The 22507-nt window shown below is 74.8% G+C and carries 19 protein-coding genes; 14 read left to right on the top strand and 5 right to left on the bottom strand.

The genetic code is table 11. The features are described from left to right. Positions 1-357 precede the first annotated feature (357 nt). On the top strand, positions 358-1776 hold the full coding sequence (locus tag ACFTXQ_RS08760) for a nucleobase:cation symporter-2 family protein (RefSeq protein ID WP_382637226.1): 1419 nt from the start codon (positions 358-360) through the stop codon (positions 1774-1776). Positions 1777-1908: 132 nt separating this feature from the next. Here ACFTXQ_RS08760 and ACFTXQ_RS08765 read toward each other — a convergent pair whose 3' ends face one another. The 4 genes from ACFTXQ_RS08765 to ACFTXQ_RS08780 form a co-directional block, all read right to left on the bottom strand. Further along, a complete protein-coding gene (locus ACFTXQ_RS08765; protein WP_382637229.1) occupies positions 1909-2631 on the bottom strand; it encodes a transcriptional regulator in 723 nt (240 codons plus the stop codon). 134 nt (positions 2632-2765) lie between these two features. Further along, entirely contained in the window at positions 2766-3575 is an 810-nt protein-coding gene (locus ACFTXQ_RS08770; protein WP_382637232.1) for an MBL fold metallo-hydrolase, read from the bottom strand. 174 nt (positions 3576-3749) lie between these two features. Continuing rightward, complete coding sequence (locus ACFTXQ_RS08775) at positions 3750-4712, bottom strand: aldo/keto reductase family oxidoreductase (RefSeq protein ID WP_382637234.1); 963 nt, start codon at positions 4710-4712, stop codon at positions 3750-3752. Positions 4713-4749: 37 nt separating this feature from the next. Then, positions 4750-5169: a hypothetical protein gene (locus ACFTXQ_RS08780; protein WP_382637237.1), complete on the bottom strand. Its 420-nt coding sequence runs from the start codon at positions 5167-5169 to the stop codon at positions 4750-4752. A 258-nt stretch (positions 5170-5427) separates the two neighbouring features. Here ACFTXQ_RS08780 and ACFTXQ_RS08785 point away from each other — a divergent pair, with 258 nt between their 5' ends. The 13 genes from ACFTXQ_RS08785 to ACFTXQ_RS08845 all read left to right on the top strand — a co-directional run bounded on the left by ACFTXQ_RS08785 (position 5428) and on the right by ACFTXQ_RS08845 (position 22208). Beyond that, positions 5428-5613: a thiazolylpeptide-type bacteriocin gene (locus ACFTXQ_RS08785; RefSeq protein ID WP_382637238.1), complete on the top strand. Its 186-nt coding sequence runs from the start codon at positions 5428-5430 to the stop codon at positions 5611-5613. Positions 5614-5733: 120 nt separating this feature from the next. Further along, positions 5734-8298 (top strand): lantibiotic dehydratase, encoded by a 2565-nt coding sequence (locus tag ACFTXQ_RS08790; RefSeq protein ID WP_382637241.1) that lies wholly within the window; start codon positions 5734-5736, stop codon positions 8296-8298. After that, positions 8295-10064 (top strand): hypothetical protein, encoded by a 1770-nt coding sequence (locus tag ACFTXQ_RS08795; RefSeq protein ID WP_382637244.1) that lies wholly within the window; start codon positions 8295-8297, stop codon positions 10062-10064. The genes ACFTXQ_RS08790 and ACFTXQ_RS08795 overlap by 4 nt, the downstream gene beginning before the upstream one ends. Continuing rightward, positions 10061-11983 (top strand): TOMM precursor leader peptide-binding protein, encoded by a 1923-nt coding sequence (locus ACFTXQ_RS08800; RefSeq protein WP_382637245.1) that lies wholly within the window; start codon positions 10061-10063, stop codon positions 11981-11983. The genes ACFTXQ_RS08795 and ACFTXQ_RS08800 overlap by 4 nt, the downstream gene beginning before the upstream one ends. 14 nt (positions 11984-11997) lie before the next feature. Beyond that, entirely contained in the window at positions 11998-13659 is a 1662-nt protein-coding gene (locus ACFTXQ_RS08805; protein WP_382637248.1) for a thiopeptide-type bacteriocin biosynthesis protein, read from the top strand. 89 nt (positions 13660-13748) lie between these two features. Then, positions 13749-14954 (top strand): sensor histidine kinase, encoded by a 1206-nt coding sequence (locus ACFTXQ_RS08810; RefSeq protein ID WP_382637251.1) that lies wholly within the window; start codon positions 13749-13751, stop codon positions 14952-14954. Continuing rightward, positions 14951-15616 (top strand): response regulator, encoded by a 666-nt coding sequence (locus tag ACFTXQ_RS08815; protein ID WP_382637254.1) that lies wholly within the window; start codon positions 14951-14953, stop codon positions 15614-15616. Before ACFTXQ_RS08810 ends, ACFTXQ_RS08815 begins: the two co-directional genes overlap by 4 nt. Positions 15617-15765: 149 nt before the next feature. Then, positions 15766-16059: an SHOCT domain-containing protein gene (locus tag ACFTXQ_RS08820; protein WP_382637256.1), complete on the top strand. Its 294-nt coding sequence runs from the start codon at positions 15766-15768 to the stop codon at positions 16057-16059. Beyond that, the gene (locus ACFTXQ_RS08825; protein WP_382637259.1) at positions 16056-16838 is read left to right on the top strand and encodes an ABC transporter ATP-binding protein; all 783 of its coding nucleotides are present in this window, start codon (positions 16056-16058) and stop codon (positions 16836-16838) included. Before ACFTXQ_RS08820 ends, ACFTXQ_RS08825 begins: the two co-directional genes overlap by 4 nt. Next, positions 16835-19417, top strand: coding sequence for an ABC transporter permease (locus ACFTXQ_RS08830; RefSeq protein WP_382637261.1), 2583 nt, complete (start codon positions 16835-16837; stop codon positions 19415-19417). The genes ACFTXQ_RS08825 and ACFTXQ_RS08830 overlap by 4 nt, the downstream gene beginning before the upstream one ends. A gap of 111 nt (positions 19418-19528) precedes the next feature. Beyond that, the gene (locus ACFTXQ_RS08835) at positions 19529-20356 is read left to right on the top strand and encodes a CPBP family intramembrane glutamic endopeptidase (protein WP_382637264.1); all 828 of its coding nucleotides are present in this window, start codon (positions 19529-19531) and stop codon (positions 20354-20356) included. Then, entirely contained in the window at positions 20353-21600 is a 1248-nt protein-coding gene (locus ACFTXQ_RS08840; RefSeq protein ID WP_382637267.1) for a sensor histidine kinase, read from the top strand. Before ACFTXQ_RS08835 ends, ACFTXQ_RS08840 begins: the two co-directional genes overlap by 4 nt. Continuing rightward, complete coding sequence (locus ACFTXQ_RS08845; protein WP_382637270.1) at positions 21564-22208, top strand: response regulator; 645 nt, start codon at positions 21564-21566, stop codon at positions 22206-22208. Before ACFTXQ_RS08840 ends, ACFTXQ_RS08845 begins: the two co-directional genes overlap by 37 nt. A 46-nt stretch (positions 22209-22254) precedes the next feature. Here ACFTXQ_RS08845 and ACFTXQ_RS08850 read toward each other — a convergent pair whose 3' ends face one another. After that, the gene (locus ACFTXQ_RS08850) at positions 22255-22503 is read right to left on the bottom strand and encodes a hypothetical protein (protein ID WP_382637273.1); all 249 of its coding nucleotides are present in this window, start codon (positions 22501-22503) and stop codon (positions 22255-22257) included. Between the last annotated feature and the right edge of the window lie 4 nt (positions 22504-22507).

Genomic DNA, 22507 nt, shown 5'->3' on the forward strand with positions numbered 1-22507 from the left:
CGGTTTCACCGGTTTTGACGGCATGCACGCACCGGGCGGGCCGAGCCCATCCGAAAGGACGCACGCGGCCGGAGCACCGGGTAGCCGGGGGGTTACTCGCGAGGAAACACCACCTTTGGCTATGGTGAGCGCCTTCCGGTCGAGCCCCCTTCGGATCCCATGCTCCGTCAGGGATCTGCCGCTTCGATCGAAGGAAGTCCCGCCAATCCGGGACGCAATCGTTCAGTGCAGAGCGACGTGCTGTCGGCAACACCGCCCGACGTCGGTTCCGTACGAGCCGGCCTGCCCTCGCCCTGCCATCCAGGGCTTGAGGGCGGCGGTCCTCTCATTCACCTACCTCGCGAAGGCAAGGCAGAGATGGCAAGAATCTCCCGACAGTCCTCCCGGCAGCAGACGCACCCCGTCGACGAGGTGCTCCCGCTCCCGAGGCTCGCCCTCTACGGCTTCCAGCACGTGCTCGCGTTCTACGCGGCGGCGGTCATCGTGCCCGTCCTGCTCGGCAACGCGCTGGGCCTCTCCTCCCAAGAGCTCGTCCACCTCATCAACGCGGACCTCCTGACCTGCGGCGTGGCGTCGATCATCCAGGCGCTCGGCGTCTGGAAGATCGGCGCCCGGCTCCCGCTGGTCCAGGGAGTCACGTTCACCGCGGTCTCCCCCATGATCGCCATCGGCCTGGGCGCGGGCGGCGGTACCGCCGGCCTGCTCGTGGTCTACGGTGCGGTGATCACGGCGGGCATAGCCACGTTCGTCTTCGCGCCGCTCTTCAGCAAGCTCGTGAAGTACTTCCCGCCGGTGGTCATCGGCACCATCCTCACGATCATCGGCATCACCCTCATCCCCGTGGCGCTCCAGGACGCGGCCGGCGGCGCCCACCTCATCGGCACGCCCGCGTACGGGGACCCGAAGAACCTCGCGTACGCGGGCGGCACCCTGCTCTTCATCCTGGCCATCGCCCGCGTCGGCAAGCCGTTCCTGAGCAGCCTGGCCGTCCTGCTCGGGCTCGTCGTCGGCACGGCGGTCGCCTGGCTGTTCGGCGACGCCCACTTCGAGACGGTGGGCGAGACCGACTGGTTCGGCGTCACCACGCCGTTCCACTTCGGCATGCCGCGCTTCGAACTGCTGCCGATCGTCGCCATGCTCGTCGTCATCCTCATCACCATGGTGGAGACCACAGGGGACGTGTACGCGATCGGCGAGATCACCGAGAAGCGGGTGGACGCCGACACCGTGGCCCGCGCGCTGCGCGCCGACGGCGTGGCGACGGTCCTCGGCGGCGTCCTCAACTCGTTCCCGTACGTGGCGTTCGCCGAGAACATCGGTCTCGTGCGCATGTCCAGGGTGATGAGCCGCTACGTGGTCGTCGCGGCGGGCGTGTTCATGGTCCTGCTGGGGCTGCTGCCGAAGGCCGGCAGCCTGGTCGCCTCGATCCCGCATCCGGTGCTGGGCGGCGCGGCGATCTCCATGTTCGGCATCGTCGCCGCGGTCGGCATCCAGATCCTGGGCAAGGCCGATCTGCGCGACGAGCGCAACACCCTGATCCTGGCGGTCAGTCTGGGCGCGGCGCTGCTGCCGAGCACGGTCGGGCCGTTCTTCGACCGGATGCCGGACGACATGCGGGCCGTACTCGACAGCGGGATCACGCTGGGAGCCCTGACGGCGATCGTGCTGAACCTGCTCTTCAACGTGTTCACGAGCCGCTCCACGATGGAGATCGACTGGGACGACATCGAGGACGACGGAATGACGGGTCCGCACGCGGGAGCCGCCGCTCACTGACACCGGGCGCGGCGGCGGGCGTTGCGACCGGCGGCCGCGGGCCCGGGCGCCGGCGCGGGCCGGGAAGGGGTGCCGATGCCCTTCCCGGCCCGGTCGTCGTGCCCGTGTGTCGGCGGTGTGGCGGGCGGCGGTTCAGTGGCCGCCGACGGGGAACGGCGAGGCCTCGCCCGCCTCGCCGATCAATTCCCAGAAGTGGTCGACGAGTCGGCGCAGGTAGGCGGCGCGCTCGGCCGCGACCTCCTTCAGCCGGGCGTCGTTGTTGAGGGCGACGAGGTGTCCCATGTAGCGCTCCGCGAACTCGGCGAACTCCGCGTGCATCGTCTGCAGGGCGTCGCCCACGCTCGTCGCGTCCACCACGACGATCTCCGCCACGGGCTCGACGTACGCCTTCCAGCGCCCGTCGATGGCCGCGCGCAGGAGTTCCGCCAGTTCGTCGACCCGGCCCATGATTCCGATGAGCTTGCGCAAGGACAGCCCGAGGGCCTCCACCAGCGCCCTGGTCTGGCGGGAGTCGCCGTGCCAGCGCTGCGCCAGCTCGGCCGCGTGGTACTCGCCGGGGTCCATGCCTATGCGGTACGCCAGCCGCTCCACCGTGAGCTGGCGGGCGAGGCGGTGTTCGGCGAGCGTCCGCGGCTCGACCCCCATCAGGGTCGCGGCGTCGCACCACAGGACGTTGGCGAGCGAGAAGAGCTGTTGGTCGGAGGGGACGTGGGAGCCGGCCTCCCAGGCCGTGACCAGACCGGGGTGGACGGGGGTTCCGCAGGCCGCCATGGCGTGGGCCACCTGGTCCGCGGTCAAGCCCATGCGGGCTCGGGCGGATCTGGCCTCGGCGGGGGAGAACGGAGTGCTGTACACGTACGAGACACCTCGCAGCGCCCTGGGGCGTGGGGCGCCCGAGGGGGAGACGGATTGATGGATGAACACCAAGCGCGGGCACCGTACCAGATGTTCAGTGGGGCGTAACCGACCCGTCTCCTTCAATTCGAAGGCTACGCGGCTCCTCCAGGCTCGAAGCCGGCGAGCAACTGCGCCAGCGCCGCCTGATCCGGTCCGACGAAGGGGTCTATGCCCGGGAGGGCGGAGATGGTGTCGAGGAACTGCGTGGTCAGACCGGTCGCCGGCGGCAGGTGCGTGCAGAGGATGGTCTCCGGGTCCATCGAGCGCAGCGGCTCGATGGAGGTGAGGAACCGGTCCGGATCGACCATCTGGACCCAGGGGCTGTCCACGCTCGCCCAGAGCCGCTGGGCGGCGCGCAGGTCCCCGGCCGGTACGCCGGCGACGTCGGTGCCGGTGGCGGCCTCGGCGGTGGGCAGGGGGCCGCCGAAGCAGTCGGAGCTGAAGCAGGTGTGGGAGCGGTCGTCGTAGAGGGCGACGGTGGCGGGGTTGTCGAAGAGCGGAGGCCGGAAGGCGTGCAGCGTACGGTCGCCGACGTCCAGGCTCTGACCGGGGTTGAGGAAGTACACGCGGTCCAGGGGCACCGGACGCTCGCACGACATGATCCCGGCGCCCATGAAGGTGGTGACGAGCCGGGCCTCGGGTGCGGCCGCGAGCAGCTCGAACAGGCCGCCCGTGTGGTCGCGGTCGGGGTGGGTCAGCCAGATCCACCGCACGTCTTCGGGGTCGAGGACGGAACCGAGGGTGTTCAGGAAGTCCCGGTCGGGCAGCCCGAGGCCGGTGTCGACGACGACGGGCTGTTCCGCGTGCAGCACGAAGGCGTTCACCGGGATGAAGCCGATCCCGGGCACCTCCAGGCAGTCGGCGAGAACGGTTGTGTCGGGCCCCACCTTGTGTGTGCTCATGGCGATCTCCACGACCCTGCGACGGACAGGCTCTCCCTCCATCTTGACCCGCCCGGGTTGCGCCCGCGCGCGGAAGGGCCTACCGGGCCGCCGGGACGCAGCGTCCGCCGCGGGTCCGGCCCGGCGCGGGCGGGGCCACGGCCTGAGCCGGCGCGCGGCCCCGCGGGCCGCGGTTCAGGGGAGCGGAACTCCCCTGGCCGTGACCCAGAGTTCGTACCACTCCTCGTGGGTGAGGTCGGGTTCGCGGGTCGCCGCGTCCCGGCAGGCGCGGATGCGGTCGGGGCGGGCCGTGCCGATGACCGGGGCGATCCCGGCCGGATGGCGGCGCAGCCACCACAGGAGGACGGACTCCGCGGTGGTGCCCTTGCGGCGGGCGAGATCGGCGAGCAGGGCGGCGGTGGCCCGTTCGGCGGGTGTCTGCTCGGCGCCGGTGAAGCGGCCGCGCGCCAGCGCTCCCCACGCCTGGAGCCGGATGCCGTGGTCACGGCAGTGCTCCAGCGTCCCGAACGGGAATCCGTTCGCCGCGGAGGCGGGGGTGTTGAGCAGGACCCCGGCCTCCACCCAGTCCCGGCTGTGCAGGCTCATCTCCAGCTGGTTCGCCACCAGCGGTACGTCGAGGCGGGACTGGAGGTGGGCGATCTGCGCGGCGCCCATGTTGGACACGCCGAAGTGCCGCACCAGGCCCTGCCGGTGCAGCGACATCAGCGCCGACGCGGTGTCGTCCGGGTCCGCGAGCGGGTCGGGCCGGTGCAGGAGCAGGACGTCGAGCACGTCGGTCCGCAGCCGCTTCAGGCTCTCCTCCACCCGCCGTTCGATGCTCGCCCCGCGCAGGTCGTACATGCCGGGACCGTCCTCGCCGGCCGGCCGGATCCCGCACTTGGTCTGGAGGGTGATGCGCTCGCGCAGCCCCGGACTCCGGGCGAGCACCTCGCCGAACACGGCCTCGGCCTTCCCGTGCCGGTAGATGTCGGCGTGGTCGAAGGCCGTGATCCCGCTGTCCAGCGCGGCGGCGACCGCCGCCTCGGCGGCATCGATGTCGGCGGGCCCGTACGGCCCGGGCGCCCAGCTCCCGCCCAGCCCCATGCACCCGTACAGCACCCGGTCACCGCTCACGGCCGCAGCCTCGTTCCTCACCACACCCCCACCCTAGGGGGGATCCGGAACCCCGCGCCCCCTACGACATCCGCGCCAGGTAGAGCCCGATGACCGCCGCCACGCAGGCGACGACCAGCCAGGAGCGCAGGCTCGTGTGGCGGGTGCGCCGGGTGCGCGGCCGCCGCGTGGTGGCGGGGCGGGGGCCGGGGCCGGGGGCCGTTTCGGCCAGCAGACGGCGGCAGACCGCGGCGAGCTCGGTCCTGCCGGCAGACAGGCTGGCGACCGCCTCCGAACGGGCCGGTGCGGTCGTCCCGCCGTCGAGTATCCGGCCGGCGCGCAGCAGGACCTCGTCCCGGCCCGCGCCGGTGGACAGGCTGATCCAGCGCTGGACGTGCTCACCCCGGATGACGACGCCTCCCGACCGGTCCCGGTAGACGGTGTGCTCCTTCCACAGCAAATCGGCCAACTCGTCCGCGGCCTCGCGCAGTTCCGCGCTCATCCAGTCCCCCTGTCCAAACGGTTGTTCGCAACGGCAGGGAACCTTATCCGCCAGCCGAAAGCGATCCGCGGGCAGGGTCCGGAGCCGCGTGTCATATCCACCCGGAAATCGCCAACTGGCCTGAAGCAGAAGGAAGTTGTTTTGCGACAGATCCAGAGATCCTCTACCGCTACTCCATACATGTGGAGATACGGTGCGTGCGTAAGTCCTTAACAACGGCGATATGCCGCACGCTTTCCCACAACCCAGGGAGATGACATGGCATTTACGGACATTGGCCTCGGCTTCGACATCCAGGACCTGGATCTCGGAGACCTCACCGTCACCGCAATGCGCGACACGGCCGGACTCAACAACGCCGAGTTCGGCTACCCGACGTCCTCCTCCTGCAACGCCTGTAGCGGTTGCAGCGTGATCCCGCGGCACCTCCCGCAGGCGGTCTGACGCCGGATTGCTCCATCCGCTCCGGCACGTGCACGCACAGCGTGCCGGAGCGGCACCCACTTTTCGCCCACCGGCCCGGCCCAGTTCGACGGGATCGCTGTGACCTCGTACCTCCACGCCGTGCGAACGGCCCCCTACGCACTCGTGCGCTCGACCCTGCTGACCCTGCCCGCCGAGACCGCACCCGCCGCCGCCTTCCGCAGGGGACTGGACCGGATCACCGAGCTGGAAGCCGCCCTGACGGACCTGCTGCCCGCCCTCGGCGACGCCCTGTACGAGAGCGCGGCCGGCCACGACCCGGCCTTCCACCGCGAGGTGGTGCTGCCGCTGCGCCGCGCCCTGCACAACGGGCGCGCACCACGTCCCGCGCTCCTCGCCCGGCTCGGCGACCTCCCCGTCCGCGTGCCGGAGCTCGGCTCCTGGCTGGACCTGCGGGAGCGCAGGTCCGCCGCGCTCGCCGAGCTCGCCGCGGGCACGGCCGGCGCACTGGCGGCAGAACGCACGGCCCTGTCGGCGCTGTGCCGCGAGCCCGGCTTCGCGCTGGCGGCCTCCTACACCAGCCCCGATCTGCTGCGTGCGGTCGAGCGGGCCGGGACCGGGGCCGCCGACCGCAAGGCGCGCAAGGAGGAGCCCGGAGTCCTGCGGCAGGCGCTGCGGGCCAGTACGCGCACCAGCCCGCTGTCCTGGTTCACCGGCGTCGGGTGGGGAGCCCTGACGCCGCCCGCCGCGCACGCGACGGCGGCGGACAGCACCTGGGGCGAGGGCGCGGGCGATGTCGCCGCGGCCTTCACCGGCGTGACCGTGAAGACCAACCGGACCCTGGTGGAGGGGCTCTGCTCGGCCCTGCTCGCCGACCCGCGCCGCCGCTCCCGGCTCCCCCACCGGATGACGAGCACCGCGCGGCTCGCCGACGGCCGGGCCACCTTCGTGCGGTCGCGCACCGCCTTCGCCGGCGGGCGGTTCCTGCTCGCCGACGAGGACGAGGTGACCGTCGCCGCCACCGCCCCTTTGCTGCGCGTCGCCGAACTCTGCGCGACCCCCGCCCCGCTCGACGAACTGGCCGCCGCGCTCGCTCCCCCGCAGGACCGCTCCCCCGCCCTGACCTATCTGGCCCAACTCGCCGACGCAGGACTGCTCGTACCCGTCCCACCCGTCGGCCCGCAGGACCCCGACCCGGAAGCCGGCCTGGTCCGGTGGCTGCGCGGAACCGGCGCCCTGCCCGAGGACGCCGCGCTCGCCGACCGGATCGAGGAGATCGCCGAACTCACCGGCAAATTCGGCGCCTCCGACCCCCGCGAGCGGGTCGCACTGGCGGCCGTACTGCGTACGCGCTGGCAGGACCTGCTGGCCGCGGCGGGCGCGCCCGCCGTGCAGGACACGGCCGCGCTCACCGTCCTGGCCGAGGACGTGGTGGCCCGCCGGCCGCTTCCGCTGGACGGCCACCTCGACGCCGCCGACCAGGAGGCGCTGCGCGAACTGTCCGCCGTGGCCGAGGTGTTCGACCTCGGCCACGCGGTCCGCCGGATCGTCCGCGACCGCTTCGTGGCACGCTACGGCCCCGGCGGTACGTGCCACCGCGTCTGGGAGTTCGGCACGGAGGCCTCGCGGGCCTGGCAGGAGGCGATCACCTGGTCGGGCGAGGAACTTGCCCCTCTGCGGGCCGAGTTGGTGGCTCCGGGAGACGGGCCCGACGCCGATGTCCTCCTCCGTCCGGAGGCGGTCCGGGGGCTCGGCGAGCGGCTGCCCGCATGGGCGACCGAACGCCCGCTGTCGTACGCGTACTTCCTCCAGCGCGACGCCCGTGACGGGCTGCTCTGCCTCAACCACGTGTACGGCGGCTGGGGCCGGTTCCTCAGCCGGTTCCTCGACTCCCTCGACCCGGAGGCGGCGCGGGCCGTCACGCGGGAGATCCGCAGGGCGGGCGGCGCGGGCGCCCGGCCCGTACAGATCCGTCCGGTCGGCGGGTTCAACGCCAATCTGCATCCGCTGCTGGTTGCGGACGAGTTCGGCGCGGATGGCGACGGCGCCTCGATGACGGAGTCCGCCGTGGAGCTCGTGCACGACGAGGAGACCGACCAGATCCGGGTCCGGCTCGCGGCCACCGGCGAGCTGCTGGACGTGTTCTACCCCGGACTGCTGGCGCCGCACATGCTCGCACCCCGCATCGCCCCGCTCCTGGCCGACCAGCCGCACGGCGTCGCGGACTTCACCGCCCTGGTCCCCCGGTACGTCACCGAGGTCCCCGGCGGCACCCTCGTCCGCACCCCCCGGCTCCGCCACCGTCATGTCGTCCTGCGGCGCCGCCGCTGGCAGCTGGCCGCGGGCACGGTCGAGGCGCTGCGCGCCGAACTGGCCGCCGACGCCGAGGTGCCGGTGGCGACGACGGCACGCTGGCGCGCCCTGCTCGGTGTCCCCGACCGGCTCTTCCTGCATCCGGTGGGCGTCGCGGGAGGAGAGAGCGCGGGCGAGGAGTTCATGCGCCGGCTCGCCCTGCCCAAACCGCAGTTCGTGGACCTCGGCAACGCCCTGCACCTGCGCTGCCTGCACAAGTGGCTGGACCGCCATCCGGACGGGCTGGTGCTGGAGGAGGCGCTGCCGGCGCCGGGCGGTCTTCCGGGGCGGCCCGGGCCGGCGGTGGAGCTCGTCGTGGAGACCTACCGCGGCCGCGTGGGAGGCACGTCATGACGGCCCCGGCGCCCGACGCCCTGGACGGGCTGCGGCACTGGCGGCTGCGGCCGGACGTCGCTGCCACCCCGCTCACGGCGGGCGTGCACCTGCGGGGCTGGAACGCGAGCGTCAGCCTGGAGGGCAGTCCGGCCCTGCCGAAGCTGTGGCGGCTGGTGGAGGAGGCCCTGCTGACGGACGGCGCCGACTCCCTGGCCTCCCGCGCGCCGGCCGGATCGCCCTTGCGCGCCGCGCTGTGCACGCTGATCGGCCAACTCCACGCGCACGACCTGCTGGTGGAGAACGCCGTGCTCCCGGACGAGGGGGCCGCCCGCTGGCTGCGCACGATCGCGGCCCGGCCCGCCGAGGTCTCCCGCGCGCTGTCGTCCGTACGGGTGGAGGTGTCGGCGGCTGAGCCCGGAGGTGCCCTGGCACGGGCGGCCGTACGGGCCCTGGCGCACGCCGGGGTGACGGCCTTCTCCCCGGCCTCCACCCCGGCCTCCACCCCGGCCTCCACCCCGGCCTCCGACGGCGGGCCCGCCGGAGGGGTCCTCCTGAGCGGTACCGACCCGTCGGGACGCATACGGGCGGTGGCCGCCGTGATGCGCGAGGACGGCGGCTTCGTCACCCCCGTCGGCACCCCCGAGCGGGCCCGCGCGGACGCGGCGGCACTCGGCGAGCGGCTCCGGCCGTCGGCCGGAGCGGCAGTGGCCGGTCCGGGCACCGGCGCGGATACGCTGGGCTCGCTGCTGGCCGGCTCCGCCGTACAGCGGCTGGTGTGCGCCCTCGGTGGGCTGCCCGATCCAGCCGCCGCGGGCGAGGGCGGTCGGCCCGCGGCGTTGGTGGCCGACGCACGGCCGCTGCGGGCCGGCTACCACACCTGGCTCGGCCCCGGCCTTCCCCCCGCCCCCGCGCCGCCGGCCACCCTGGCCGAGGCGCTGGCCGGGGTCGCCGACCTCGGCGACGAGCGGACCGGCGTACTGGACGCCCCGGATCCCGGATCCCTGCCGCAGCTCCCGGTGCCGCTGGTCCGCTGTACGGTGCCGGGCGGGACCCTGCTCGCCGGCGCCGCCCGGGCCGACCTGGCCCGCCTGGAGGCCCTCTGCCGGGCCGCGGAGCTGCGGCTCGCGCCGAACGGGACCGGGATCGTGGTGGGTGCCGACCCCGGGCACGCGCTCGGGCGCGCCCTGCGCCGGGCCGCGGCCCGTGCCGCCGTCGGCCCGGCGGCGGACACCGGCTGGGCGGAGCACCCCCAGGCCCGCCACTGGTGGTCCGTACTGACCGGGCGGCTCGGCATCCGCGCCGAGCTGGCGGTGGCCCCGATCGCCCCCGGCGTCCCCGCGTTCCACGCCCTGGTGCAGGGAAGTCCCGTACCAGGAGCCCCGGTTCAGGAGCTCGGCCGAGCGGTGGAGGCGACCGCGGCGGACGCGGCGGCCTTCGCCGCGATGGCCGCGGTGGTCCGCGTACGGGCCGAGGCACAGTCGGCCGGGAAGGAGCCGGGGCGACGGCAACTCCTCCTGCCCGACGGGGCGGTGGCCCCGCTGGCCACCGCCGGGAGGGCACGGGCGCCCTGGGAGGACGAGGGATGGACGGCCGGGTGGCTCGCCGCGGTCGCCGCACGCGAGCCGGCCCTGCAGACCGCACTCCGGAACACCTCCGGGCTGCACACCCGGCCGTGGGAACCGGGCCCGGCCGCGGCGGGCGCGGACCGGGCGGTGTGGGCCGCCCTGCGCGGGTGCGGCTTCGCCGTCCTGCGGACCGGACACGGCGACGGAGGCACACGATGACCCCACTGGCACAGGCCCTTGCCGCACGCGGCCTTCCCGTACGGGACGCCACCACCGTGCCGGAGGGCGCCGACAACCCGGACGGCGCCGCTGCCGTCCTCGTCCTCGACGACTGGAGCCTCGACCTCGCCGCCGCCTGGTCCCGGCACGGACTGAGCGACCCCGGCGCACTCGTGCCGGTCCGCTCGGACGGTGCGCTGACCGTCGTGGGGCCCGTCCTGCGGCCCGGCGCGGTCGGCTGCCTGTCCTGTACCGAGTACCGCCGGCTGTCCGCGATCGGCGGCCGGGTCCCGATGGACAGCCCCGGACTGCGGCTCGCCGGCCGGCCCTCCCCCGCCCTGGCGGACGCGGTGGCAGCACTGGCCGCCGGCCTCCTCGCACAGCCCGCCGCAGCCCCCGGCGCCGGGGCGAGCGTGCACCTCGTGCACAGCGGCCGCGCCACCTGGTCCACGCACGCCTTCCGGCCCGTCGGCGGCTGCCCGGTGTGCCGGCCGCTGCCCCCGGACAGCGCCGAGGCGGCCCGGCCGGCCGAACCCGCCGCGCAGCCGGTCGAGGACCCCGCCGTCCTGCGCGCCCCCAACCCCCGTACGGACACGGCCGGATTGCGGGCGGAGCTGTACGACGACCGCTTCGGCCCCGTCCACCAGCTGGTCCGCACCGAGGACTCGGTGTTCAGCCTGACGAGCGCGTACGTGTCCTACGGACGGGCTCTGCGCGACGGGGGCTACGGCCGGGCCGCCGACTACGACGGCAGCCAGCGCGTGGCCCTCTTCGAGGGGCTGGAGCGCCTCGCCGGGATGAGCCCGACCGGCCGGCGGACCGTACTACGGGCCCCCTACGCCGAGTTGGGGCCGGAGCGCGCCGTGGACCCGGTGCGCCTGGGCCTGCCCGACCCGGCCCACCACGGCCACCCGGCCTCCTCCACCGTCCCCTATACCCCGCAGCTCGAACTCGACTGGGTGCACGGCTGGTCGCTCACCCACGACCGTCCGGCCGCCGTCCCCGAGCACGTCGCCTACTGGGATCCGAGCCCGGGGCGACCGCGCGTGGTCTACGAGTGTTCGAGCGGCTGCGGGCTGGGCAACAGCCCCGAAGAGGCCGCGCTCTACGGGCTGTTCGAGATCGCCGAGCGGGACGCCTTCCTGATGGCCTGGTACGCGGCCACTCCCCTGCGCCGTGTCGCACTGCCCTCCGACGACGCGCAGGTGGTGCACCTCGCGGACCGGACCGCACTGGCCGGCTACCGGCTCACCCTGCTGGACGCCACCAACGACCTCGGCGTCCCCGCCGTCATCGCCGTCGCCCGCCACCGGGACGAACGCTCCGGCGCACCCCAGGTGTTCGTGGCCGCGGGTGCGCACCACGATCCGCGCGCCGCCGTCCGCTCCGCCGTCGTGGAGGTGGTGACCAACGTGTTCAACGCCCCGCAGCGGGTGCTGGCCGAGCCGGAGCAGTACGATCCGCGGCGCCTGCGGCCCATGCTGGACGATCCCGAACTGGTCACGAGCCTGGACGACCACACCTCCCTGTACAGCCTCCCGGAGGCCCGCCCGCGGCTGGACTTCCTGTGCGCCGACGAAGAAGCGGCGCGGGCCGGAACCGACTGGCGGGAGGTGTGGCCCGGCGCGCCCGCGCCGGTGGAGGACATCGGGGCGCTGCTCGACCGGACGGTGCGCAGGCTGGCGGGCATCGGCCTGGAGGTGGTCGTCGTCGGCCAGGACGAGGCCGGGGCCCGGGACCGTCTCGGACTGCACTGCGTCAAGGCGGTGGTCCCCGGATCGCTGCCCATGACCTTCGGGCACGTCAACCGCCGGACCAGGGGGCTGCCCCGCCTGCTGGAGGTGCCGCACCGGCTGGGGCGCGTCGCCGCCCCGCTGCGCCACGAGGACCTCACGCTCCACCCGCACCCCTTCCCGTAAACGGAGGAACCGCTTTGTCCGAAGGACCTGCCGCAGCCGCGCCCGGGTGGCTCGGCCTGCACTGCTTCCTGTCCACCAGTCCCGAGGACACCGACGCGTTCCTCGTCGAGGAGGTGGCCCCGCTGCTGGACGGTCTCGTGGCCGGACGGCCGGGCGCCGCCTGGTTCTTCATCCGCTACAGCGAGGGCGGCCCGCACCTGCGGATCCGGGTGCGGGGCCTCGACGAGGGGCCGGCGCTCGAACTGCGCGCGGCGCTGGGCGACCTGGCGAAGGGGCGGGACGGCCGGGTCGAGGAGGTGGAGTACGTCCCCGAGACCGAGCGGTACGGCGGACCCGCCGCGCTGCCGGTCGCGGAGCAGGTCTTCGTACGGTCGACCCGGCTGGCGGTGGAGGCGGTGGCGCGCAGCCGGCGCGGGAGCGAGCGGCTGGCCCTGGGCGTGGACCTGGCGCACGCCACGGCCTTCGCCCTCGGGCTGGACCGGCACGCCGCCGCGCGGTGGCTGCGTGCGCAGGCGGCGGGCTGGCGGTGGGCCACGGACGTTCCGCTGCTGCCCACCCGCCTCCTGCTCGCCCACGTGAACGTCGTGTACACGGCCCAGCGCGAGGCCCTGCTGCGGCGGGCGGACGCACTGCGGCAGGAGCTCGCGGCGGACGCCGCGGGCGCCGACGGCCTCGCCGTGCGCTGGGCCCGCGCGGTGGCCGCCGCCGACGGGGACCTGCACGCGGTCGACGGTTCCCCGGAGCGGCTGCGGGTGTGGGGGTCGCAGCTCCACATGCTGTTCAACCGGATCGGCATCGTCCCCGACGAGGAGCGGGCCGTGTGCCGGCTCGCCGCGCGGGCGTTGATGGACTCCGGGGAGCCGCCGTCGTACTTCCCCGCCGGTCACCTGGCGTCCGACCGGCAGTACCTGGAGAGCAGCCGGTTCCGGATCGGGCGGGACAACGACTCGCTGCCCCGGCCGCTCGCTCCGGCCGCGGACCCCGGCCCGGCGGCGCTGCGGGCGGAGCTGGTCCTGCCCGCCGAGCCGCTGCCCGACGTATCGCTGCGTACGGCGATCGCCGGGCGGGTCTCGGTGCGGGGGCCGCTCGGGGGCCCGCTGACCGCGACCGGGCTCGGCACGCTGCTGTGGGGGGCGCACGCCTTCTCGCACACCTCCGAGGTGCCGCTCCCGGACGGGACGGCGGGAACCTTCCGGCACCGGCCGCATCCCAGCGCGGGCGCCCTGTACACGGCGGGGCTGCGGCTGTTCGCGCTCGACGTGGAGGGCCTGGCCCCGGGGACCTACCAGTGCGTTCCCGAGCGCCGGTCGCTGCGCTTCGTGGGCCCGGTGCCCGACCTCGACGAGATCAAGAGCATGTGCTCCTACCTGGACCGCCCGGCCGACGACCCCCAGGGCATCAACGTGGACGCCGCCCCGGCGGTCCTGGGCCTGTACGTGGACCTCGGCCGCCTCAGGGAGCGTTACGGGCTGCGCGCGCTGCGGCTCGGCCTGCTGGAGGCGGGGCACCTGGCCCAGTCGCTGCTGCTGGCCGCCTCCGCGCTGGGCCTGTCCACCACCCCGCTCGGCGGTTTCCGGGACGAGCCGGCCCAGGAGCTGTTCGGCCTCGACGAGGAGGACGAGCCGCTCCAGTACCTGCTGCCGCTGGGCCGCCGGATGGGGGATGCCGGCCGGTAGGGCACCCCCGGCTACTACCTGGGGAGTACGCGGCAAACGCTACGCCGGGGTGACGCGGGTCAGGGCGGGCCCGCACTAGCGTGGCGGGTATGGATGAGCAGCGCGAGCGCCCGGATCCTCCGTGGCGGCGATGGGCGGAGCGGACCGGGCGGGGCCCGGCCTGGCGCTCGGCGCTGCTCGTCGCCGTCTTCGCGCAGGCCGGCTCCGGGTGGGCCGCGCAGCAGCAGAGCGGGCGGGTGGCCCTGGACGCGTTCGCGCGGATCCTGCTGCTGCTGGGGCCCGCGCTGCTCCTGCTGCGGCACCGGTATCCGGTGGCCGTGGTGTACGGGGTCAGCGCGGTCACGCTGGTGTACATCGGGTCCGGGTTCCCCTACGGCCCGGTGTTCATCAGCCTGGCGCTGGCCTGTTTCGCCGCCGTCGTCGCCGGTCACCGCAGGGCCGCCTGGGGGGCCGTCGGGCTGCTCTGGGCCGGGCACCTGCTCATCGGGCACTGGCTGTACCGGTGGCTTCCGCCCGCGGGTGACGGCCCGGCGCCGTGGGGGCAGGAGCTGGCCATCACCGCGTGGGTGCTCGCGATGCTCGCCGTCTCGGAGCTGGTCCGCGTACGCCGCGAGCAGTGGGCCCGGGAGCGGGTCGAGCGGGCGGCCGCCGAGCGGCGCAGGGTGGATGAGGAGCGGCTGCGCATAGCCCGTGAGCTCCACGACGTCCTGGCGCACAGCATCTCGGTGATCAACGTGCAGGCGGGTGTCGGGCTGGCCCTGCTCGACAGCGACCCCGAGCAGGCCCGGTCGGCGCTGACCACCATCAAGGCCGCCAGCAAGGAGGCCCTGGGCGAGGTCCGGCAGGTGCTCGACACGCTGCGCACCCCCGGAGAGGCCCCGCGCACGCCGGCTCCCGGTCTCGACCGGCTCCCCGAGCTCGTCGAGCAGGCCGCCGCGGCCGGCCTCGCCGTGGACGTCTCCGCCGAGGGGAGGGCCCGGGCGCTGCCGCCCGGCGCGGATCTCGCCGCCTTCCGGATCCTCCAGGAGGCGCTGACCAATGTGGTGCGGCACTCCGGTTCGCGTACCGCCCGTATCGGCCTGGTCTGGCGGCCGGGTGCCCTGGAGCTGCGCGTGGACGACGACGGCCCGGGCACCGGGGGCGGCGCCGGCGGCAGCGGCAACGGCCTCGTGGGAATGCGCGAGCGGGCCGCGGCCCTGGGTGGCACCATCGAGGCCGGCCCGCGTGCGGACGGGGGCTTCCGGGTGGTCGCGAGGCTCCCGCTGAAGGATGGGCCCGCCGAGGAGGTTCCGTGATCCGCGTACTGCTCGCCGACGACCAGCTGCTCGTCCGGGCGGGCTTCCGGGCGCTGCTCGGCGCCCAGCCCGACATCGAGGTCGCGGGCGAGGCCTCCGACGGCGAGGAGGCCGTGCGGCTGGCGCGGGAGCTGCGCCCGGACGTGGTGCTGATGGACATCCGGATGCCGGTGCTGGACGGGCTCGCCGCCACCCGGCGGATCACCGCGGACGGGGCGCTGGCCGACGTCCGCGTCGTCATGCTCACCACCTTCGAGCTCGACGAGTACGTCTTCGAGGCGATCCGCTCCGGCGCGTCCGGGTTCCTCGTCAAGGACACCGAGCCGGAGGAACTGCTGCGCGCCGTCCGGGCGGTGGTGGAGGGCGACGCCCTGCTGTCCCCCGGGGTGACCCGCCGGCTGATCGCCGAGTTCGCGGCCCGTTCGAAGCAGCCCGCCGCCGCGGCGGGGCTGGGCCGGCTCACGGACCGGGAGCGGGAGGTGATGGCGCTGGTGGGCATGGGCCTGTCCAATGAGGAGATCGCCCGCCGTCTGGTCGTCAGCCCGCTCACGGCGAAGACCCACGTCAGCCGGGCGATGGTCAAGCTGGGCGCCCGCGACCGGGCCCAACTGGTCGTCCTCGCCTACGAGTCCGGGCTGGTCCGCCCCGGCTGGCTGGGCTGACCCGCCGCGGCCGTCGTGCGGTGACGGGGCGGCCCGTACTCCCGGGGAAGTACCCCCGGTGCAGCCGGCCGTACGACGACCCGGACCCCTTCCCGCAGCCAGTCTCGGAGTGAGACGAAACGTCCCCGCACTCCGAGGAGCTGAACGACATGAACACCCTCACCACCCTCGCGTACGACGGGCCCGGCCCGTGGATCCTGTTCTTCCCGCTGGTCTGGGCGGCGGTCGTGATCGGCGCCGTGACCGTACTGCGGCGCACGGTGTGGCGCGGCCGCCGCGGACCGTGGCAGGGCCGCGGCGCCGCCGCCTACGGCGAGCACTCGCCGATCGCGATCCTGGGGCGGCGCTTCGCCTCCGGGGAGATCGACGAGGACGAGTACTGGCGGCGGCTGTCCGTGCTGGACGAGCAGTTCGGCCCCGCCTCCAAGGGCGGTGCGGCATGAGCACCGCCCCCACCCTGCCGGGCGGCGGCGCCGTCGCCGCCCGGGTCGTCGACGCCCTGAAGGTCTACGGCCGGGGCGACACCGAGGTGCGGGCCCTGGACGGGGTGAGCGTCGACTTCCCGGCCGGCCGCTTCACCGCCATCATGGGCCCGTCCGGCTCCGGCAAGTCCACGCTGATGCACTGCGCGGCCGGCCTCGACACCCTCACCTCCGGATCCGCCTTCATCGGCGGTACGGAACTGGGCGGGCTCGACGACCGCGGGCTCACCCTGCTGCGCCGCGAGCGCATCGGCTTCGTCTTCCAGGCCTTCAACCTGGTGCCCACCCTCACGGTCGCCGAGAACATCACCCTCCCGCAGGACCTCGCCGGCGCCCGCGGCGACGACGTCTGGCTCGAACACCTCATCGACGTCGTCGGCCTGCGCGACCGCCTGCACCACCGGCCCGCCGAACTGTCCGGCGGCCAGCAGCAGCGGGTCGCCGTCGCCCGCGCCCTCGCGGGCGGTCCCGACGTCGTGTTCGCCGACGAGCCCACCGGCAACCTCGACTCCCGCTCGGGCGAGGAGGTGCTCGGCCTGCTGGGCCGGGCGGTGCGCGAGATGGGCCGCACCGTCGTCATGGTCACCCACGACCCGGTGGCCGCCGCCCACGCCGACGAGGTCGTCTTCCTCGCCGACGGGCGCCTGGTCGACCGGATGGCGGGCCCGACCGCCGAGCGCGTCCTGGACCGGCTCAAGGCCTTCGACGCGCGCGCCGTCACGACGGGAGCGGGGTCATGAGCAGGGGCATGGGCGCGGCCCGTACCACTCTGCGGCTGAGCACGGCCGCCCTGCGCGCGCACAAGCGGCGCTTCGCCGGGACGTTCACGGCGGTCCTGCTGGGCGTCGCCTTCTTCGCCGGGACCCTCGTCATGGGCGACACGCTGCGCGCGAGCTTCGACACCATGTTCGCGGGCGCCGCGAGCGGCACCGACGCCGTCGTGCGCAGCGCGCGCGTGGTCACCGTGCCGGGCAGGGCCCAGGGCACCCGCCCGCCGGTACCGACCGCCCTCGTGGACCGGATCCAGCGCACGCCGGGCGTGGCCGCCGTCGCGCCGAACATCCAGGGCGCGGGCCAGCTCGTCGGCCGGAACGGCGAACCGATCGGCGGCCAGGGCCCGCCCACCCTCGCCGGCAACTGGATCACGGACCCGCGGCTCAACCCGTACAAGCTCGCGCAGGGCCGCGCGCCGGAGCGCTCCGGCGAGGTGGTCGTCAACCGGGGCACCGCCGTCAAGGGCGGTCTGAGGGTCGGCGACACGACGGTGCTGCGCACCCCCGACCCGGTCCGGGTGACGGTCGTCGGCCTGGCCACCTTCGGCGGCGAGGACGGCATGGCCCAGGTCACGTACACCGGCATGACCCTGGCGGACGCGGAGAAGTACCTGACGGCCGGCCCAGGCCAGGCGGCCTCCCTCCAGGTGCGGGCCGCGCCGGGAACGGGCCAGCAGCAGCTCGTCGACGCGCTGGCCCCGGTACTGCCGCAGGGCGTCGAGGCGATCACGGGCCGCGAATCGGCCCAGGAGAACACGGACATGATCTCGGGTCAGTTCCTGACCCTCTTCACCACCCTGCTGCTCGTCTTCTCCGGCATCGCCCTGCTGGTCGCCACCTTCAGCATCCACAACACCTTCGCGATCGTCGTCGCCCAGCGCACCCGCGAGAACGCCCTGCTGCGCGCCCTGGGAGCCTCCCGCCGCCAGGTCGTCGGCGGCACGCTGGCGGAGGCCGGCGTCGTCGCGGTCCTCGCCTCCGCCGCCGGGCTGGCCGGCGGCATCGGGATCGCCGCCGGACTCCAGGCGCTGTTCCCTGCGATCGGCTTCCCCTTCCCCGACGGGGGCCTGGTGGTCGGCGGCACGTCGCTGCTGCTGCCGCCGGCCGTGGGTGTCGTCGTCTGCCTGGGCTCGGCCCTGCTCCCGGCCGTGCGGGCGGGGCGGACCGCGCCGCTGGCCGCGCTGCGCGAGAGCGCCGTGGACACCTCCGGCGCCTCGCGGGCCCGTACCGTCTCCGGGGCCGTCCTGGCCGCGGCCGGTGTCGCGGTGATCGTGACCGGGGTGTTCGCCGTGCCGTCGCTGTGGCTGTCCGGTGCGGGTGCGGTGCTGGTCACGGCCGCGTTCGTGGTCCTGGGGCCGGTCGCCTCCTCGGCCGCCGTACGGATCCTCGCGCGGCCGCTGGAACGGCTGCGCGGGGTGACGGGCGCGCTGGCCGGGCGCAACGCGCGGCGCAGCCCGAAGCGGACGGCTTCGACGGCCACCGCGCTGATGATCGGCGTCGCCGTCGTCTCCCTCTTCACGGTCTTCGGCGCCTCCCTGAAGGCGACCATGGACCGGACCGTGTCGCGGTCCTTCGCCGGTGATGTCGCCATCAGCGCGCCCTCGTTCGGGGCGGGCGGCAGCGGCCTCAGCCCGGCCCTGGCCCCGGCGGTGGCGGCGCTCCCGGAGGTGGCCGGCGCGGTCGGCCTCGGCAAGGGAGTCGCCGAGGTCGACGGCTCCGGGCGGGCGCTGACGGTCACCGACCCGGCCGCGCTCGCGGTCGGCCTGGACCTCGGCACCGTCCGCGGACGGCTCGACGCGCTCGGCACGGACGGGATCGCCGTCGCGGGCAGGGAAGCCGCCCGGCACGGCTGGCAGCCCGGCAGCGGCCTCGAACTCGCCTTCACCGACGGGCAGAAGCAGCGGTTCACGGTCCGCGCGGTCTACGAGGAGTCGCAGCTCGCGGGCGACTACGTCATCACCCGCGCGGCCTGGTCCCCGCACCGGGCCCAGGACAGCGACTCGCTGGTGGCGGTCACCTTCAAGGACGGGGTGCCGCTCGCGGACGGGGTGGCGGCGGTGGAGCGCACGGCCGCGCGGTACGGCGGCCCGGAGGTGCAGACGCGCGAGGCGTACGCGCAGTCCTCGGCGGGCGGCATCGACATGATGCTCACCCTCGTCTACGCGCTGCTCGCCCTCGCGGTGCTGATCGCGCTGCTCGGCATCGCCAACACGCTCACCCTCGCCGTGCACGAACGCACCCGCGAACTGGGCCTGCTGCGGGCCGTGGGGCAGAGCGGGGCGCAGCTGCGGGCCATGGTCCGCTGGGAGTCGGTGCTGGTGGCCGCCTTCGGCACGGCCGGCGGCCTCGGCCTGGGCGCGATCCTCGGCTGGGTCCTGGTGAAGGCTGCGGACGGGGCGGAGGACGGCGCGCTCGCGTTCACCGTGCCGCCGCTGCAGCTGGGCCTGGTCGCACTGGTCGGCGCGGCGGCGGGCGTCCTGGCCGGCTGGCGCCCCGCCCGCCGGGCGGCGCGCCTGGACGTCCTGCGGGCCATCGCCTCCGAGTAGGTGCACCTGGGTACACCCCTGCCCGGTGGCCAGGTGCAGTGGCCCGGGCCGGCCCGACCGGCATCGTCGTCCGTGAGACACAGCGGTGGACGAGCCGAACGGAGCGGGGACATGGGGACGGTCAAGGTGGGCGGCGCCGCGGAGCGGCCACGGCGGATCCGGGGTGCGGCGGGGGTGTTCCTGGTGGTGGCCTTCGCGGCCTCCGGCGTGCTGGGCGCGGTGCAGCCGGCCCTCGGGGTGCCGAGCGAGGTGGTGCAGCTGACGCAGTTCGGCCCGGCGGCCGGGGTGGCAGTGCTCGCCGTGTTCCAACGGGAGCGGGTCGCCGGGCTGTTGCGCGGGGGCGGGCTGCGCGGGGCGGGCCGGGCCGGGGCGTTGCTCGCCATGGCGGCGCTGGTCGTCGCGCCGGCGGTCCTCGCGTACGCGGGGTACGCCGGGGGCGCCGGCGGGGGTGGGTGGTTCACCCGCCCCGGGGTGCTCGGGCATCCCTTCGCGCTGATCGTGGTGGCGCAGCTGATCGGCGCCTGTGGTGAGGAGATCGGCTGGCGCTGCCTGCTCCAGCCGCTGCTGCGCACCCGGTTCGGGCCGGTCTCCTCCTCCGTCGCCGTGGGTGTGCTGTGGGGCGTCTGGCACGTACAGGTCTTCGCGCAGCGGCCCGCGTACGCGGCGGCGTTCCTCGCCGCGACCACCGGCATGTCGGTGGTGCTGGGCCTCGCGCTCGACGGCACGGGCGGCGTCTACCGGCTGCTGCTCGCGGGCGGTTTCCACGCCCTGGTCAACCTCGGCATGCTCCTCTTCCTGGACGAGGAGGCCGGCGGCGTCCTCGCGATGGTGTGCTTCGGGGCCTCCTCCCTGGTCGCGGCCCTGCTGGCGGTCGTGCTGCGGGCCGCACGGGCCGGGGCCGGGGCGGACCGGGAACCGGCTACCCTGCACGGGACATGAGTTCGATCATCTCCCGTGCCCTGGCCGCCGTCTGGCGGTGCCAGCTCGCGAGTCTCGCGGCCGTGGCCGCGTTCTTCGTCGGGGCGGGTGTCATCGGATCGCTGCTGCTCCTGCCCGTCGGCCTCGGCCGCCGGGCCCTGCCGGCCGCCGCGGCCGCGCTGCGGCGGCGGTCCGAGCGCTCCCGCGAACGGGCCGGCGGCTGGTCGGGGGTGCGGATCGGCCCGCCCGAGCCCCTCCCCCGCGCCCACCGCGCCCTCCTGGCCGCCGACGGCTTCTGGCGGGACCTGGCCTGGGCCTGGCTGGAGCCCCTGGCCGGCGGCCTGCTGGTCGCGCTGCCGCTCGCCCTCGTCGAGTACGGGGCCTTCGGCGTGCTCGTGCAGCCGTTCGTCTGGCGCCTCCTCGGCGACGGCAACTGGTACGGCTTCGTCCTCGTGGACAGCACCCCCGCCATGCTGGCGGCCCTCGCGCTCGGTCTCGCCCTCATGGTCCTCGGGGCCGCCGTCGCGCCCCGCGTGCTCCGCCTGCACGCCCGCTGGACCGGGCTCCTCCTCTCCCGTCCTCGGGGCACCGAACTGAAGCGCCGCATCGAGGAGTTGACGGACGGCCGCACCGAGGCCCTGGAGGCGCAGGCCGCCGAACTCCAGCGCATCGAAAGGGATCTGCACGACGGCGCCCAGGCCCGGCTGGTCGCCCTGGGCATGTGCCTCGACACCGCCACCCGGCTGCTGGAGCGTGATCCCGTGGCCGCCCGCGCCGAACTGGCCGAAGTACGCGCGCTGTCGGCGCGCGCCCTGGACGACCTGCGCGACCTGGTCCGCGGGATCCAGCCGCCCGTCCTCACCGACCGCGGGCTGGGCGACGCGCTGCGTTCCCTCGCGCTCGACAGCTTCCTCGACGTGCGGGTCGAGGCCCGGCTGCCGGGGCGGCTCGCCGCGCCCGTGGAGTCGGCGGCCTACTTCGCGGTCAACGAGCTGCTGGCCAACGCCGCCAAGCACTCCGGCGCCGGACTCGTCCGGATCACCGTCGAACACCACGACGCCCGCAACCCCCTGCTGCGCGTCACCGTCACCGACGACGGGCGCGGCGGCGCGGACCCGTCACGGGGGACCGGGCTGCTGGGCGTGCGCAGGCGGTTGGCTACCTTCGACGGGACCCTCGCCCTGGAGAGCCCGCCGGGCGGCCCGACCACAGTGACGCTGGAGATTCCGTGCGCGTTGTCCTTGCCGAAGACCTCTTCCTCCTGAGGGACGGGCTGGAACGCACCCTGCGGGAGCACGGCTTCTCCATAGCCGCCTCGGTGGACAACGGCCCCTCCCTGCTGCGCGCCCTGCTGGAGGAGCGCCCCGATGTCGCGGTCGTCGACGTACGCCTGCCGCCGACCTTCACCGACGAGGGCCTGCAGGCCGCACTGGAGGCCCGCCGCCGGCGCCCCGGGCTGCCCGTCCTGGTGCTCTCCCAGTACGTCGACCAGCTCTACGCCAACGAGCTGCTGGCGGGTGACGAGGGAGGCGTCGGCTACCTGCTCAAGGACCGTGTCACCGACACCGGCCAGTTCATCGACGCCGTACGCCGGGTCGCGGCGGGCGGCACCGTCCTGGACCAGAAGGTGATCTCCAGGCTGCTCTCGCGCGGCGACGCCCGGGGCACCATCGCGAGCCTGACCCCGCGGGAGCGGGACGTGCTGGAGCTGATGGCCGAGGGCCGGTCCAACGCGGCGATCGCCGTCACCCTGCACTTCAGCGAGAGCGCCGTCGCCAAGCACACGGCGAGCATCTTCGCGAAGCTGCGGATCGCCCCCTGCGCGGAGGACAACCGGCGGGTGCTCGCCGTGCTCGCCTATCTCCGCGGCTGACGCCGCCGACCCTCGTACGAACGAGCGGGGCCGGCGGCGTGCGTCGTCACGGGAGGTCGTCGGTCGGCAGGTCGGCCTCGTAGACGTGGGGCGTGTCGGAATCCCACTCCACCAGATCCGCGCCGCCGAGGACCGCCTCGTCCGGGTCGGGCATGCCTGCCCGCCGCAGGAACTCGATGACGTCCGCGTCCGAGCGGGCCACGCCGAGGGACTCCTCCCCTCCGGCGGTCCGCAGGGTCACCTGCCGGCCCCCCGACGGGAAGATCCGGTGCACGACAACGGGTGCGTGATGCATACCA

It is taken from the genome of Streptomyces sp. NPDC057010 (assembly GCF_042673805.1).
Taxonomy (GTDB): Bacteria; Actinomycetota; Actinomycetes; order Streptomycetales; family Streptomycetaceae; genus Streptomyces.